Below are 16,007 nucleotides of genomic sequence, written 5' to 3'. Positions count from 1 at the left end.
CCTTATGTCGGTAGAAGAGCTTTCTTTGTGTCTTTTTCAAAGCTGCTTGTTGGCATTGATAAGCATTTTGTAAGAAAAGAATAGTAGGATGAGGACCATCCGATGTTCTGTATGTTTCTTATTCCTGTACAGCACTAGAAGTATGTATGATTACATGAAGGAGAGGACAATAAAAAATGAGAGTTTTAATAGATAAAAAAGAAAAAAAGACGATGTCTACAACAGACAAGTATGAAAAAGCATGAAAAAACGAAATACATGGCTAGCTGTCCTCTGCTTTATCGTCGTTTTGATAGGGCTTCGTTTGTCCTGGCTTTATATCTATAATGACCCTAGTATGCCAAAGGCAGAAAAAGGAATAATAGATGCGGCAAAAGTAGACCTATCAAAAAAACCTATGCAGTTAAAGGGAGAGTGGCTTTTTTATCCAGAGCAGTTGCTCACACCTGATAGTTTGTCAGAGCAAAAGAAAAAAGCTGTACAGGTCCCGATTCCCTCTGATTGGAAAGAATGGATTCAGGACAAGCAGAAACATCCATACGGGTATGGCACCTTTCAATTGTCAATTTTAACGGATCAAAATAAGCAGGAAACATACAGAATTCGATTTATGGGCATCCAATCTGCTGCTCGTATTTTTGTGAACGGTCAGTTAATAAAAGAAATGGGCAATCTCGGTACAAATAGAGTGAGCTCCCATCCAGAAAACAGTTCTTTTTCTGTGAATGTCAAGCCGAAAAACAGCAAGATTGATCTAATGGTTCAAGTATCTAATTTTCACTATCTACGGTCAGGCGGCATTTCACGCCCAGTGTATTTCGGAACAACAGAGGCTGTCAGACATCATGAGCAAATCTCTATGTCTATGCAGCTGATCACTGCAGCTGTTCTTTTTTTTCATGGAATTTACTTAGTTATTCTATACATGTTCGTTTTTAAGAAGAAAAATTTGCTTTTGCTTGCAACAGCTGTATTTTGCATGTGTTTTTCCATACTAATTGATGATGATCAACTGCTCCGATTTGCTATTCCAATGGATATTGCTTTTGAAACAAGATTAAAACTTGCGTATCTATTGTATTTTGGCGCGGTCGTTTGCAGTTTTAGTTTCTTGAAAACACTGGTACCGGGTCAGTTCAATAGAACCTTCCGTTTGTTTCAGTTATTTACAGCTATTTATCTTATTGCTTTGATTATTTTTCCCTATCAGGAGTTTTATTATTTCAGATCGGTTATTTATAGTTTTATTACTCTTGGACTCGCGTTTCTTGTTCCAGTTCTTTTCTATAAAGTAGCTTCTCGCAAGGAACCGTACACGATTTATCTTGTTTTTACCGTGGTGGCTGTTTCGTCCAGTGCACTAGGGGGAGCGGTAAAGCAATTTTTTAAGGGGATCGCTGTACCATTCTATCCATTTGATTTACTAATTGGCACTGTTTGTTTTGCTCTCTTTTGGTTTAAGAGATTTTATTATACAGCTGAAGAAAAAACACAATTGAATGCAAAATTGCAACGTGCAGATAAAATGAAAGATGATTTTCTGGCGAATACTTCCCATGAGCTGCGCAACCCGCTTCATGCGATGATCAATATTGCTCAGTCACTATTAAGTGACCCGCTGTCTGAGGAAACGAAAAGGCAGGTGCAGATGATAGAGTCAGTTGCCCGAAAAATGTCCTATACGTTACAGGACTTAACAGATATCTCAGCGCTGAAAGAAGGCCATGTTCCTTTATCCAAGCAGCCAGTCGATCTTTACAGTATTGTTGAGTATGTGTTTGACCTGTTGGCATTTTCAAAAAAGGGGAAGCATGTGGTATTTACCAACGATGTGCCAAAGACTTTTCCATTGGTGGTTGCAGATGAGAATAGAATGGCACAAGTTATGTTCAACCTTATTCAAAATGCGTTGAAATTTACTGAAGAAGGGATGATTTCTGTCTCTGCATTGGAGAAGGAGGGACAGGCAGTGATCTCTGTTCAAGATACTGGAATAGGGATGGATGAAGAAACACAAAAACGGATTTTCCAGCCATATGAACAGGCTGATTCGAGCATGACTGCTGCGGGAGGCGGCATGGGGCTGGGCTTAAGTATTTGTGCGCAGCTAGTTGAGCTGCACGGAGGAACACTGTTTGTGATCTCTTCTCCAGGAGAAGGGTCCACTTTTACCTTTTCTCTTCCGATTAGCAGGAAAAAAAGAGAGCGGATCGAGGAACCATTAAAGCAAGACAAACTGCCTGATTTGGTGGCGGCATCATTTGCTCGAGAAGAAACTGAGTCGATTCTGGTGATTGATGATGACCCAATTAACCTCTCTGTATTAAAGAGAATGTTGGCACAAGCAGGCTATGCGGTGACAACTTGCTTAAATGGAGAAGAGGCGCTTTTACACCTGCATGATCAAAGATGGAGTTTAATCATCTCGGATGTCATGATGCCTCGAATGTCCGGCTATGAATTAACCTCTCAAGTAAGGAAAAAGTTCTCGATGTCAGAGCTTCCGATTCTACTATTGACAGCACGGGGGAAAACGGAAGATATCGAAGCCGGCTTTCAGGCAGGAGCAAATGATTATATTTTAAAACCGGTGGAGAAGGCGGAGCTCATGGCAAGGGTTTCAGCGCTTCTTCAGTTAAAGCAATCAATGCACAAGCAGGCTCGTACAGAGGCAGCTTTGCTTCAAGCGCAGATGCAGCCTCATTTTTTATACAACACTCTTAACATAATCGTGGCGCTGAGTGAAATTGATCATGATGAAATGGCCAAGTTATTGCATGAATTCGGGAACTATTTACAGAAGAGCTTTGACCGGGGCAACATGCAGGAAACGGTGACGATGGAATCAGAGCTGAACCTTGTCCAATCTTATCTATATATTGAGCGTCAGCGCTTCGGTGAACGTCTGTCCATTTGCTGGGAGGTAGAGGACGACAGCTTGCAGGCACTTGTTCCTCCGCTGTCCATCCAAACACTAGTGGAGAATGCGGTGAGACATGGAAGGTCTGAGCAGACTAACCCGTTGGTTGTTTCTTTAATTGTGAAAAGAGTAGAAGATCATATACAAGTGGTCATTAAGGATAACGGTTGTGGGATAGAGAGCGAGAAAATAAAATTGATATTAGAAGATCCTGAACAAGGAGGCATCGGTCTCTATAATACGAATAAGCGTCTTATTCAGCTGTACGGGCAAGGACTAACTATTCAAAGCGCTATAGGAAAAGGAACAAAAGTGGCTTTTTCTCTTCCTATCCCATCAAGTGGAAACCACGATGCCCATCTATAAACGGGAAGGCTAGCTAGAATGCTTGGTTCTTCTTTATTTGACCTTCGTCTTTGGATGAATCTCCCTTCAAAATTTAAACGTATCATGATTTCGCCCTATCGATAACATAAGATGGATAGGGCGCTTTATCTATGACTGGTTAAGCGAACATCATCTTACTAAATTATTTTTTCGCTCGTGAAGAGACATCAAACATATGAGACAGCTAATTTTTAGTAAAGAAGAGCGCTTTAAATATCTATGAAAGGCAACAGGTTTCTAGACAGCCTGTCTAAAAGAGGGGGATAGGGAAAGTAAAAGAGACGTAATAAGAGAGAGTCAAAAAACGTGTCAGGAAGTCCTGGATTTAATTGTTTGAATTTTATAAAATTAAGCTTGTTACTTGCTTGGAAAGAAATAGCTATCTTATAGTCTGGCGAATGATGGGAAGGCATTTACTCTGTAAAAAGCAAGGGGAGAAGAAAGTATGCATTGGAAAGTTAAGTTAGACCAATGGATGAGCTACATTCAATTGGATGATACGTTAAAAAGTCAACTACAGGTCATTCAAGAAGATGAAAAATTACTTGAGGACAGTTTTTATAAAGAACTAGAGTTTGGAACAGGCGGTATGCGTGGTGAGATGGGGCCGGGAACGAATCGAATGAACATTTACACTGTCCGAAAAGCAGCAGAAGGCTTGGCGCAATATGTGTTGAGTCAGGGAAAAGAAGCTGTGCTTCGCGGAGTAGTTATCGCTTATGATTCTCGGCACCTGTCAGCTGAATTTGCCCTGGAGACTGCAAAAACAATGGGCAGGCATGGTATTCGGACATATATGTTCGAAGAATTGCATCCCACACCTCTATTGTCATTCGCAGTAAGGTACTTACATGCTTATGCCGGCGTAATGATTACAGCGAGCCATAATCCACCAGAGTACAATGGGTTGAAAATATATGATGAAGATGGCAGTCAAATATCGCCGGCGATGGCTGATGAAATTATTGACTATGTGAAGAAGGCAGGAAGCGAACTGACCGTTGAAACAGCTTCTGAACAAGAGCTAATAGAAAAGGACCTGCTTACTTATATAGGCCATTCAATCGATCAGGCTTATATTCGTGCGTTAAATTCGATTAGGTATAATCAGGCAGAAACTAATAAGGAGGTATCAATTGTTTTTACACCGTTACACGGAGCGGGTAATAAGCCGATCAGAGCGGCGTTGCAGGCGTTTGGCTTTGAAGATGTAAGGATCGTAAAAGAGCAAGAGCTGCCCCACCCGGATTTTCCAACGGTCGTCTCTCCTAATCCTGAAGAGCATGAGGCGTTTAAAATGGCCATTTGCTATGGGGAAGAAAGAAATGCTGATATTTTAATAGGAACAGATCCTGACGCCGATCGTCTCGGAGTAGCCGTAAAAAAACACGAGGGAAAATATATCGTTCTAACGGGCAATCAAATAGGCGCGCTAATGCTGCATTACCTGCTTGAACAGAAAAAGCGGAGCGGTACGCTGCCTGAAAATGGGGTGATAATGAAAACAATTGTTACCTCTGAGATTGGTAGGGAAATTGCGGCTGCTTTTGGCATTTTAACAGTGGATACGCTGACGGGATTCAAATTTATTGGTGAAAAGATGAAAGAATTTGAGCAGTCTGGAGAGCACACATTTTTATTCGGATATGAAGAAAGCTACGGCTATCTAATTGGGGATTTTGTACGCGATAAAGATGCAGTGCAAGCGGCAGTATGTATAGCAGAAGTGGCGGCTGATTATAAAAGGAAGGGCAAGTCATTGTATGAAGGATTAATGGAGCTCTTTGAAACATATGGGTTCTATCAAGAGTCACTTCGCTCACTGACGCTGAAAGGAAAAGAGGGAGCAGAGAAAATTGCTGCGATTATGGAGAAGTTTCGGACGGAGCCGCTAGAGGAAATCAGCGGGATAGCAGTCATTGAACTAGCGGACTATCAAACAGGGGAGTACATAAATAAGAAAACAGGTTTAATAAGGCCAACTGGTTTACCAAAATCAAATGTGCTGAAACTTAAATTGGCAGACCATTCATGGGTGTGCATACGGCCTTCAGGCACTGAGCCGAAGGTGAAAATCTATTTTGGCGTTAAAGGCAAGTCGATACCTGATAGCCAAGAAAAGCTGGCAGGTATCGAGAAAGAAATGATGAGTATCCTTCATCATTTAGTAAGAGTATAGAGAACTGAAAACGGCAAAGACTAGTATATAAAGCAGAGTAACCGCCAGCACCTTTATGGAGTGCTGGCTTATTTTTTTAGAAAAGCAAAGGGAGATGAATTCATGTTATATCTTGTCCTTGTAGATACAGCAATGATTTGCCAATTAAAATAAGCAGCTCATTGGGAACAAGCCTTCTGTTAGCTACAAAGGGCAACGAAAATAGCTTGTAAAGTGCACCAATATAGACCAGATGAAATAAAATAAATAGACAGACAGTGTTTAGTCCTGAAAAAGGATGGAGGAACGAAATTGGTGCAAATAGAGAAAATATATTCGGAAGATTTTAAAGGAGCTAACCACTCCTTGCAAATACAAAATGCGATTGAATTTGCCAGGCAAAACAATACAAAAACTGTCCTGCTTGCAGATAAGTCTTACAACATCACTGCTCCTATAATCGTTAGAGAAGGAGTAAGACTGGAATTTGGGCATGGAACAACCTTCGTCGTTTATGGAAACTTTCCAGTAATAGAGTTGGAGAGAAACGCCGTGCTTACAGGAGCATACATTGCTATTGACGATGCAGCTTTTAATTCGGACGTGATTCGTTTAGATGGTAAACACAAATATTATAATGTCTGGAATCGGACTAAAATTGAAGAATTAAATGTAATTAACTGGTCGGGTAGCCATAAAGGAACAGGAATATCCTTATTTTCAGGCGGCAGTGGACATGAAATTTCTTATGTTAATTTTGAAAATGTGAAAATAGCGGGCATGGCTACTGGTATGAAATTGAAAGCGCAAAAGCCGGCAACGGGCATGGCCTGGGTAAATGCTAACCGGTTTACCAATGCCTCATTGGATGATTGTGTGACCATGATCCACATGGAGAGCGGATTAACCGTCCCTAATGAGTGCAGTGGCAACCAATGGACAAATTTGCAAATACAGCCTTCAACAGCTACCCAAAAGATCGCAAGAATTACTGGACAGTATAATAGACTTGAAGGAATGGTGTGGGATTTAGCCTCTATTCCCCATAAAAATCCGATTATAGACTTGACTGCCGCATCAGACGCAACGGATATTCTTATCCCGTCGATCCCGCTAAACCGGATTAGCGATAATGGCACAAATAATAAAATTGGCAGATAAAGAGCAAGTGGGTCGTCAGTGTAAGAAGCTGATCAGAAAAATATAAGAACGTCATGAGATAATAAGGAAACTAGAAAGAAGGAATGTAGTTTCCTTCTTTTTATGTCGTTTCATCAATTTTCTAGCTAGCTAGCTAGCTAACTGTCTGTATTAACAGCCTTTTCTACTGAGGGCTGGTTGCTTTTTTCTCCGAAGCGGTTCAGATGCAATTAAATCATCTAGAGTGGTTTCAAGAGCCAAGGCAATTTGGGAAAGAATGCGCAGGGACGGATTGGTCATGGCTTTACTCTCCAACGTTGATAAATAGGATTTTGAAATATGAGCTTCATTAGCAAGTTTTGTCAGTGAATATCCTTTTTCCTCACGCAATTGTTTAATACGCCTACCTATCATGTTAGAATTCTCCTTTTTTGGTTTTTGTTCATTATAACGCATAATTGAATATTTTTAGGTTATTTTTTCGCCTAAAATTAAAAAAATGTTCTTTATAAAGAATAAACAGGTCCAATTACCTATTATTTATTGCGGAGCCACATGGTATACTCACATCAAGGTTGTTCTCTAAAAAGAACAAACGGGTGAAAAGATAGTCAGATATCCCAATTAAAGGTTTATTATCTATCGATGGGAGAGGAAGAAGAGAATGAGAGTGTTAGTTACAGGCGGAGCTGGATTTATTGGTTCACATATTACAGAGGAATTACTGGCGCAAGATCACCAGGTAGCAGTGGTTGACAATCTTTCCTCTGGGAAGAGAGAGCAAGTCCCTGCAGCCGCTGTATTTTATGAAGGAGACGTTAGAAAAAAAGAATTAGAGGAATTTTACTCGGATTTTCAGCCAGACTGTGTCATTCATTTAGCTGCACAGGTCTCAGTTGCTAAGTCTTTTCTAGAGCCGCTCAACGATATTGAAGAAAATATTGTTGGTACTGTGAATATGCTTGAAACGTGCGTAAAGTATGGCGTAAAAAAAGTGATTTTTTCTTCCACTGCTGCTTTATACGGCAATCCTGATTACTTGCCGGTTGATGAACGCCATCAGGTGAATCCCCTCTCTTTTTATGGATTATCAAAAAAGCATGCGGAGGCCTACATAAGGTTGTTTTCAGAGCTGCATGGATTAACGTATACGATTTTGCGTTATGCCAATGTATATGGCATGAGACAGAGTGCCAATGGAGAGGCGGGAGTGATCTCTATTTTTATTGAAAAACTTTTAAACAGCCAGCCGCTGACTGTGCTCGGAGACGGAAACCAGACGAGAGATTTTATTTTTGTTAAAGACGTGGCCAAAGCCAATGTCGCTGCGCTCACTCATGGTGAAAATGAGATTATCAACATCAGCACAGGAAAGCAAACATCAGTATTAGATATGGTAAAAGAAATGAATGAAATCGCTGGGAATGTTTCTTCTCTTATTTTTAGCGAAGAACGGACAGGAGATATTAAGGCGAGTTGTTTAACAAATAAAAAAGCAGAAACTGTGCTTGGGTGGAAGCCGGTTTATTCATTGGCAGAAGGGTTAAAAGAAACGATTTATTATTACCAGAAAGAGATGGTCATACAGAGCTGACGGAAGGAAGGAGAAGCTGTTATGCAGGAGGATATGACTATAAAGGGGTTTTTAAATTTAATCAAGAAAAGAATGATTTTGATCAGTGTAACTGCAGTGATCGTAGTAGTAGTCACTGGTTGGGCTGTCTTTTATATTTTTGAACCGACGTATGAAGCAAGTGAATATATTTTGATTGGTAATCTGCAAAATACAAATACAGAAAATTCTTATGAGGAAACACAAAAAATTCCACAAATGCTAGCGTCCTCTGTGGACTTTATAAAAAGTCCGATTGTTTTAAGCGCAGTAAAAGAAGAGCTTGATTTGAGAGGAACCTCATTAGAGGAAAAGCTGTTTATTGAAAACAATAAAGATTCTCAAATCGTTACTATAACGGTAAAAGACCGGGATGAAAAACTGGCACGAAATATTGCCAAAACTACAGCAGTCATATCACTTGAGAAAATGAACACGCTTCTCAAGTTCAACCAAGTGAAAATTTTGGAAAAAAACGATGGGATTATCAAGAAAAATAATGAAGTAGCAGCCCTGGCGATTGCCCTTATAACTGGACTATTATCGGGGATTGGTCTAGCTGTTATTCGTGAGCAATTGGATGACTCAGTGAAAAAAGAAGACGACGTGGAGAATTTACTTGGCATGCCGCTGTTAGGGAAGTTTGATAGCAAGATAGAATTCCGGAAAAGCAGCAAAGAAAAACGCCCTTACGAAGAATATGATCCAGAGAGGAGGCAATTGGTTGCTAAAGAGAAGGAAAAACAGGTGGATCAGGCGACTTCCATCTCCTGACAAGTGGTTGAGTACAGAGCAGATCCGAATGATGAAAATGAATATTCAACATGCGGTTAAACATGAAAATCTAGTTTTAATGGTGACCTCTCCAGAAGAAAATAGAAGGCAGCCGCTTATTTCTTCAAAGCTGGCCAGTTCGTTTGCAGAAGCAGGGAAAAAAGTGCTGCTGGTTGACGTGAATTTCAGAAAGCCAGTGATTCACCAGTTGTTTGGTTTCCGAAATGCTTCGGGTTTGAGCAATTTATTAAGGGGAGAAAAAGGAAAGGTCATGGAAGGAATTGTTCAAAATCTAGATATACTTTCTGCTGGATCTTTCTCCATCCATCTTGAAAGCTTAGAGAGAATAGAGCAGTTAATAACTGTTTGGCAGCGCTGCTACGACGTCATTGTCCTAGATACACCGGCGTTTTTGGATGCAGCTGACTCTCAAATCCTTTCATCTGCCTGCGATGGTGTGCTTCTTGTCATTCAAGAAAATCGAACAAAAGAAGCCGATGCTTTGCAAGTGAAAAAGATACTGGAAAGAACAAACAATAACTTTTTAGGGGCAATTTATCAAACAAGTTGAAGTTATGCAGGTGATGATGAATGGATAGCAGAAAAAAAAACTCCATTGGTAAAAATGTCTTTCACTTATTTTATAGTACCGCTTTTTCGAGTGGGTTGAACGCTGTTACACTTGTCATTTTAGCAAACTATTTGAATTCTCACAGTTATGGAATGTTCAGCATTGCCTTAGCATACTCACTAATTATGGGTTACTGTACAGATGCTGGGATCAGCGTAGCAGTGCTTCGCGAAGGGTCAAAGAAAGGGATTAGCCTCCCAGCTGTTCTTTCTTCCTTTATCAAAATTAGAGCTGTGTTATTGGGAATTACATTTGCGGGCGGCTTCTGTCTGATTCAACTGTTGTATCAAGGGCAGCCAGAGTTAATGAAAACGATGTATTTCTTGATCGTGCCCATGGTGATAGGTTTAGCTTTACAGAGCATTAGCATCACCTATTTTCAACTTACGGAAGAGATGCAATATTTAGGAGTAATCCGTATTTGTTCAGCCGTGCTGCTCGTCACTTCTATTTTGGCAGGCATAACCTTGTCGTTGCACCCATACGCCATTTGTTTTTTGTATGGTTTATCTTATTTATTAGCAGGAGTGATAGGAATTTACCTGATCGGAAAGCGGACGGCGATCCGGTTTCACTATGCTTTTCATAAAGGGATGTTGAAGAATGTGCTGTCCTTCATGATAAGTGGTTTATTAATTGTCCTCCTTCCACAGCTAGGGCCAGTTGTGCTGGAGAAAACATTAACGCTCAAACAGGTGGGATTTTTTGCTGTTGCTTACCGGATTCCTTCGGCTTTATATCAAATTCCAGGGGTATTGGCGGGCGCATTTTATCCGGCGTTATTTAAAAGCTATAACAGCAAAGGAAAGATCGAGCATTTGCAGTTAAATATGTTGCAGCTAAAAATGATGGCACTGCTAGGTATGGCGATGACGATTTCTTTATTTTACATACCGGAAATCATCATTGGCACATTGTTTGGGGAAGAGTGGTTATTCGCTGCGAAAGCTTTGCAAATATTGTCTTTTCTGCTTGTCTTGCAAAGCGTCAATATAGCGTTGGCTGATGGATTAACGACGAAAGCTTTGCAGTCTCGGCGAACAACTGTCCAGGCGCTGTCTCTTGTCGGAGGGATTTATTTTTATATGGCTTTTAGCCATCAATATGGAGTGGAAGGCGCTGCTTTTGCAGGGGTCGCTGTCGAGCTGCTGTCTTTAGCAGGCTATTGGCTCTTGAATCCGGACAGAAAAGCTTTAGCGGTTAAAGTATTGCTTCCTTATTTATTGTTCTTTCTTGCTTTTTTTGCAGTTACGAGTTCTTTCTTTTCGGCTTCTCCTATGCTTGCTGCTGTTCTTCACTTGTTATCCCTTCTAGTGATCATAGCAGTCGATCGGGGCTTAATGCGCAAATTAATGAAGCTTATTTGTAAAGACCAGAGCGAAGAGGCGGTAAAGCGAGGGATAAAAGATGGGATTTCTTAAGTCTACTAATCAAAAGCAGCGTCACACCGGTCTGTTTTTACTGCTTTTTTTCTTTATGTTAAGTAAATATAACCTATATATTGGCTTTGCCTTAAAGCCTTACATGGTCTTTTTATGTGTATATTTACTTTTTCATTTTTCTGTTTTCTCTTTTCAGAAAATGCATGCTTTCGAAATCATGATGTTATTATTCTATTTATTCTACAGTTTTACCGGCATTTTTTCCGCTTATCCTTTTGCCAGTATTCGTATTATGGCAGGCATTTTCTTACTGATCAGCTGTTATTTCATTTTAAGGTTCGTTTTAGAGAAATATTCAATTAATGCAATACAAGAGGCCATTGCCAAGTCAGGTTTATTGTTTAATATGGTAAGTCTTCTGTTATATGCCATAGGATTAAAAAAAGTGGGATTCCAAGTATCGGAAGAGATGATTTCCAGTTACGGGGTCCTTATGGACAGAAGCTATCCGCGACTGATCGGCTTGCTAGAAGATCCGAATCTGTATGTTTTTTATAATATGATTTTCTTTACATACTTTCTGACCAATATGACTAGCTGGAGAAATAAAGCGGGGTTTGCTCTCTGCATGCTCACGACGGTCTTAACCTTTTCAAGAGGCGGCATATTATCTATGCTCCTGATTATTTTGCTTTACACAGCAATCAGCCATTCTGCTGCAAGATGGCGGACACTCGGTACATTGGGCATCATTTCTATCGCGGCAGGTTACATAGCCGTAGTTGTCATGAAGGTTAATATTGTGGGGCTGATCGGAAAAAGAATAGAAGACTTTTCAAGTGATGGGGGAAGCGGGCGCTTTGAATTGTGGAGTCGGGCGTGGAACTACTTTCTTGAACATCCTGTTGTTGGAATAGGGGCCGATAATTTTATTGAATATAACAAAGCGCATTATGGAGAGAGTTTATACACGCACAATACCTTTTTGCAAATATTATCGGAATCGGGTCTAATAGGGTTTTCTTTATACTTTCTATTTCTTCTTTTGGTGTTCATTCAACTTATGAATCGCCATTTAAGGAGAGCGCATTTATATTTGCTTTTATGTTTTGTAGCATTTTTACTGCAGATCATGTCTCTTTCTTTGATTATTAATGAAGTATTTCTTCTATATCTTGCTGTTCTTTCAACCGTTTTGCGAAAGGAAAAAAGAGTGCGGCTTACAAAACAGCAGAAAGTGAAGGATCGTCAACTCACTGACAAGGAGGTCTATGGAAATGAATGTGCTGTTAATGACAGATAAGCTAATAACAGGCGGAGCCGAACATTACTTTTGTAAATTGGAGAACCAATTGAACCATCCAAAACTGGTCTTTTATACAGCGGCAGGCAAGGGGGAACTATTCGGGAAAATCAGTAATAAAGAGCATTTTACGCCTCTGTCTCGCAGCAATCATCTTCTTAATCTGTTGACCATTAAAAGAAAAGTGCTGGAACATGATATTGACATTATCCATGCAAATAGTTTAAGAATGGCCCTTTATGCTATAGCAATGAAGAGGTTAATTAAAAAGGGAATAAAGATCGTTTATACCAAGCATAACGTGACAATGATGGAAAAAAATCTTCGTCCGCTCTTTGCTCAGCTGTTAAACAGGCATATAACAAAAATTATTACAGTGAGCGGCTATGAGCAGGAGAATCTTTTGCAGCTTGGTATCCAGCCAAGCAAGATAACAACGATCTACAATGGAGTAGATTTAAACCAATTCACGTATCATCAAAAAGAAAGAAAGAACGGATTTAAAGTTGGGATTTTGGCAAGGCTGTCTCCGGAGAAAAACCATACATTATTTCTGGAAATTGCGAGAAAGTTGAAAAATGATCCGGATATACAATTTTATATAGGTGGAGAGGGGCCGGAATATGTAAGAATCAGCCAAATGATTGAAGAGTGGGGCCTTACTCGCCATGTGCATATGAGGGGGGAAGTGAACGATCCGGAGAATTTTATTAAAGAGATGGACGTACTCGTTTTAACCTCTCATCGTGAAGTGTTTCCATTGGTTGTTCTCGAAGGAATGGCTGTCGGAACACCGATAGTTTCAGTGAACACAGGCGGAATTAAAGAAGCTATTATCAGCTCTGAGCTTGGTTATCTTGTACCGGACTATTCAGCAGAAAGTTTTTGTGAACATATCGTGTCACTCAAAGAAAATCAGCAGTTAAGAGTAGGAATAGCTAGGCGTGCTCGTGAATGGGTACAGAAGAATTTTTCTTTAGAAAAAATGGTCAGCTCTACCATGAAAGAGTATTTAAATGAAAAATAAAAGGAGTTTTATTGTTTGGGTGTTCTTTATAAAGAACGAAATTACCAATAGAAAGAGGGATTGGAATGAGCAGGGGGAGTGAAGGGCGGATTGGCAAAATGTCTCTTGCTGTATTGGATATTTCATTCATCCATTTAGGTTATCTAACTGTCTACTGGCTGTCGAATGAGTCGGCTGTTCCTTTTCATTATGTGCAGGCAGCTCCTTGGGTTTCAGCCATAGCCTTTATTATTTTTTATTTATTTGGTTTTTATATGGATTGGCAAAGAAAAAGCTTTCAGCAGATGGCTTGCACGATTTTATTATCACTCGGAATAGTAGCGGTCTTAATAACCATCGCTAATATTGTTTATCCAATGGAAACGTTTTCCACACAATTGATTTTAACTGCTTCGTTGATACACGCTGTTTCAATTCTATTGAGCCGTCTTATTATTTGGCAGGTAATAAGAATGGTTCACGGAAGAAAACGGTTGTTAATCATCGCAGAAGATGAAAAAAACGGCTTATCTTTAGCTGATAAACTACTTTCCCATCACAAAGGATGGTTTATTGTCAGTAAACTTGTCACCTTAAAAGAAAAAGACAAATTAACAGATTGTTTGAAAGAGATCGACGTCGTATTAATCAGTGATTCCATCAATGGAAAGCAAAGAAGTGAGCTGATTAATCTCTGCGCCAAGCAAGAGAAAGAAGTGTTGGTTGTACCCCAGCTCTTTGAAATATTTATTCACGGGTCAGTTCATCAGCAAGTGGATGATATGTTAGTCCTGTCTATTCCTCCTACAAAGCTTAGTGGAGCGAGACGTGCAGTGAAACGGGCTTTCGATTTTGTGGTAGCAGCTATCCTTCTTGTAGCTGTTAGTCCGGTGACTATTTGTTTGTGGGTGCTTATCCCGCTTACATCAAAAGGACCTGCTTTGTTTAAGCAGGAACGGCTTGGAAGGAATGGAAAGCCCTATCAAATTTATAAGTTTAGGAGCATGGTCCAAAATGCAGAAAAAGATACCGGTCCCGTATTGGCAACAGAACGTGATCCCCGAATCACAGCGATTGGCAGATTGATTCGGGCTACACGGCTCGATGAATTGCCTCAATTATACAACGTGCTTAAAGGGGAAATGAGCCTGGTGGGGCCGCGTCCGGAAAGAAAGTTTTTTTACGATCAATTCCAGCAATATTTGCCTGAATATTCAAACAGAATGACTGTGAAGCCTGGATTGACCGGGCTGGCACAAGTCATGGCCAATTATACGACTGCTCCTGAAGATAAGCTACGGTTTGATTTAATGTATATTCGTCATTATTCCTTTGGAAATGACATCAAAATTTTATTCCAAACCATCTGGGTTATCTTCCAGAAAAACAAAGCTGAAGGAGTAGTAGAAACAAACTCTCAGAAGAAAAAGAGATTATTGCAGCTGCTCAGTCAAAATCAGGCTGCCGGCCAGTAAAGGAGAATATATAGCATGAAGATCTTATTCATTACCCATCGAATGCCAAAGGTTCCGGGAAAAGGAGATCAGGTTAGAGCTTTTCAACAAATGAAAAGCCTGGTGAAGAAAGGCCATACGGTTCACTTTTTATTCCAGGAGAAAGACGAGGCACATTGGTGCTGTGCTTCTTCTTTGATAGAAGGAAGCGGCAAAGAGAAACAGAAAATGAAGGTGAAAAATAAGTCTCTTTCAATCATTAGAAGCTTTCTTCTGAAAGGCTATCCCTTAAGTGTGTCGCTCCATTCTTTTCCAGTATTGAAAGCTTTCCTTACAAGCATTACAAGCCAGGTTCACTATGACGTCATCCATATTCAATCGAAAGTTCTCCATAATTTTTCTTCATTGAATATTTCCAATTCAACAGTGGTAGTGGATTACATAGATGCCATCAGTCTTAATCTAGAAAGGCGATACCATTGGGCGAAGAACCCGCTTGAGAAATTAGCGGTTAAAGGGGAGTTGGGCCGGATGAAAAAATATGAAAGCTTTATAAGAGATCAAGGTGTAAAAACCATTATTACTTCCCCGGCTGACAAAGAATTTCTTCATTCAAGGCGGGCCAAACAAGTGAACGTGGTGCCTAATTATATTGATTTATCCTACTTCCACTTGAACCATTCAATTGAGGATAAAAAGAAAGCCTTGGTATTCACAGGGACAATGAATTATGCCCCAAATGTCGATGCAGCCATGAGGCTTGTGAAGGATATTTACCTTCCTTTAAGAGAAAAATTTTCTGATTTGGAATGCTGGCTTGTTGGAGCCTATCCTTCAGCAGATGTACAGAAACTGAGCAAAATCAGCGGTGTAATGGTTACTGGATTTGTAGAGGATATTAGACCGTGGCAATGGAAAGCGGCAGTATACGTTTGTCCCCTTCGCTTTGGAGCGGGGCAGCAAAATAAGATATTGGAGGCAGCTGCTTTAGGGTGTTCCATCGTGATGAGCAACATTACAAATTCCGGCATTGGCTTCACACACAATGAAGAAGCACTGATCTGTGAACAGAATAAAGAATTTGTAGAGCATACTGAACAGTTGCTGATTAATAGAGAGCTGGCAGCCAAATTAGCCGGGCGGGCTAGAGAGTTTGTAGCCCACCGTTTTTCAGAGGAGGTTGTGACGGACCGATTGATTTCCACTTATACAAAAGCAGATAACTATTAAAAAACGGAAC

At 40.2% G+C, this 16,007-nt stretch carries 12 protein-coding genes; 11 read left to right on the top strand and 1 reads right to left on the bottom strand.

Annotation, left to right across the window (positions count from 1 at the left end; all coding sequences use genetic code 11):
* Positions 1-241 precede the first annotated feature (241 nt).
* The 3 genes from ACH0BF_RS13280 to ACH0BF_RS13270 all read left to right on the top strand — a co-directional run bounded on the left by ACH0BF_RS13280 (position 242) and on the right by ACH0BF_RS13270 (position 6,626).
* Positions 242-3,286: an ATP-binding protein gene (locus tag ACH0BF_RS13280; RefSeq protein ID WP_406909466.1), complete on the top strand. Its 3,045-nt coding sequence runs from the start codon at positions 242-244 to the stop codon at positions 3,284-3,286.
* 466 nt (positions 3,287-3,752) lie between these two features.
* The gene (locus ACH0BF_RS13275) at positions 3,753-5,486 is read left to right on the top strand and encodes a phospho-sugar mutase (protein ID WP_340854343.1); all 1,734 of its coding nucleotides are present in this window, start codon (positions 3,753-3,755) and stop codon (positions 5,484-5,486) included.
* A gap of 246 nt (positions 5,487-5,732) precedes the next feature.
* Positions 5,733-6,626 carry a hypothetical protein gene (locus ACH0BF_RS13270; protein ID WP_406909510.1) on the top strand — a complete coding sequence of 298 codons (894 nt, stop codon included), beginning with the start codon at positions 5,733-5,735 and terminating at the stop codon, positions 6,624-6,626.
* Between the two features lie 150 nt (positions 6,627-6,776).
* Here the strand turns inward: ACH0BF_RS13270 and ACH0BF_RS13265 are convergent, their stop codons facing one another.
* A complete protein-coding gene (locus ACH0BF_RS13265) occupies positions 6,777-7,019 on the bottom strand; it encodes a helix-turn-helix domain-containing protein (RefSeq protein ID WP_120030854.1) in 243 nt (80 codons plus the stop codon).
* A 250-nt stretch (positions 7,020-7,269) separates the two neighbouring features.
* On the opposite strand from ACH0BF_RS13265, the gene ACH0BF_RS13260 reads away from it, so the two are divergent.
* The 8 genes from ACH0BF_RS13260 to ACH0BF_RS13225 all read left to right on the top strand — a co-directional run bounded on the left by ACH0BF_RS13260 (position 7,270) and on the right by ACH0BF_RS13225 (position 15,997).
* Positions 7,270-8,199, top strand: coding sequence for an NAD-dependent epimerase/dehydratase family protein (locus ACH0BF_RS13260; protein ID WP_340854342.1), 930 nt, complete (start codon positions 7,270-7,272; stop codon positions 8,197-8,199).
* A 21-nt stretch (positions 8,200-8,220) separates the two neighbouring features.
* The gene (locus ACH0BF_RS13255; RefSeq protein WP_120030858.1) at positions 8,221-8,991 is read left to right on the top strand and encodes a YveK family protein; all 771 of its coding nucleotides are present in this window, start codon (positions 8,221-8,223) and stop codon (positions 8,989-8,991) included.
* Positions 8,942-9,562: a CpsD/CapB family tyrosine-protein kinase gene (locus ACH0BF_RS13250; protein ID WP_406909465.1), complete on the top strand. Its 621-nt coding sequence runs from the start codon at positions 8,942-8,944 to the stop codon at positions 9,560-9,562. Before ACH0BF_RS13255 ends, ACH0BF_RS13250 begins: the two co-directional genes overlap by 50 nt.
* A 20-nt stretch (positions 9,563-9,582) precedes the next feature.
* A complete protein-coding gene (locus tag ACH0BF_RS13245; protein WP_340854340.1) occupies positions 9,583-11,043 on the top strand; it encodes an oligosaccharide flippase family protein in 1,461 nt (486 codons plus the stop codon).
* Positions 11,030-12,307 carry an O-antigen ligase family protein gene (locus ACH0BF_RS13240; RefSeq protein ID WP_406909463.1) on the top strand — a complete coding sequence of 426 codons (1,278 nt, stop codon included), beginning with the start codon at positions 11,030-11,032 and terminating at the stop codon, positions 12,305-12,307. Before ACH0BF_RS13245 ends, ACH0BF_RS13240 begins: the two co-directional genes overlap by 14 nt.
* Positions 12,282-13,334 (top strand): glycosyltransferase family 4 protein, encoded by a 1,053-nt coding sequence (locus ACH0BF_RS13235; protein ID WP_340854338.1) that lies wholly within the window; start codon positions 12,282-12,284, stop codon positions 13,332-13,334. The genes ACH0BF_RS13240 and ACH0BF_RS13235 overlap by 26 nt, the downstream gene beginning before the upstream one ends.
* A 65-nt stretch (positions 13,335-13,399) precedes the next feature.
* A complete protein-coding gene (locus tag ACH0BF_RS13230; RefSeq protein WP_406909462.1) occupies positions 13,400-14,788 on the top strand; it encodes a sugar transferase in 1,389 nt (462 codons plus the stop codon).
* 15 nt (positions 14,789-14,803) lie between these two features.
* On the top strand, positions 14,804-15,997 hold the full coding sequence (locus ACH0BF_RS13225; protein WP_340854336.1) for a glycosyltransferase: 1,194 nt from the start codon (positions 14,804-14,806) through the stop codon (positions 15,995-15,997).
* Positions 15,998-16,007 lie beyond the last annotated feature (10 nt).

The sequence above is a fragment of the Pseudobacillus sp. 179-B 2D1 NHS genome, from assembly GCF_045370945.1.
Lineage (GTDB): Bacteria > Bacillota > Bacilli > Bacillales > Domibacillaceae > Pseudobacillus.
This window is presented reverse-complemented; position numbering and strand designations above follow the sequence as displayed.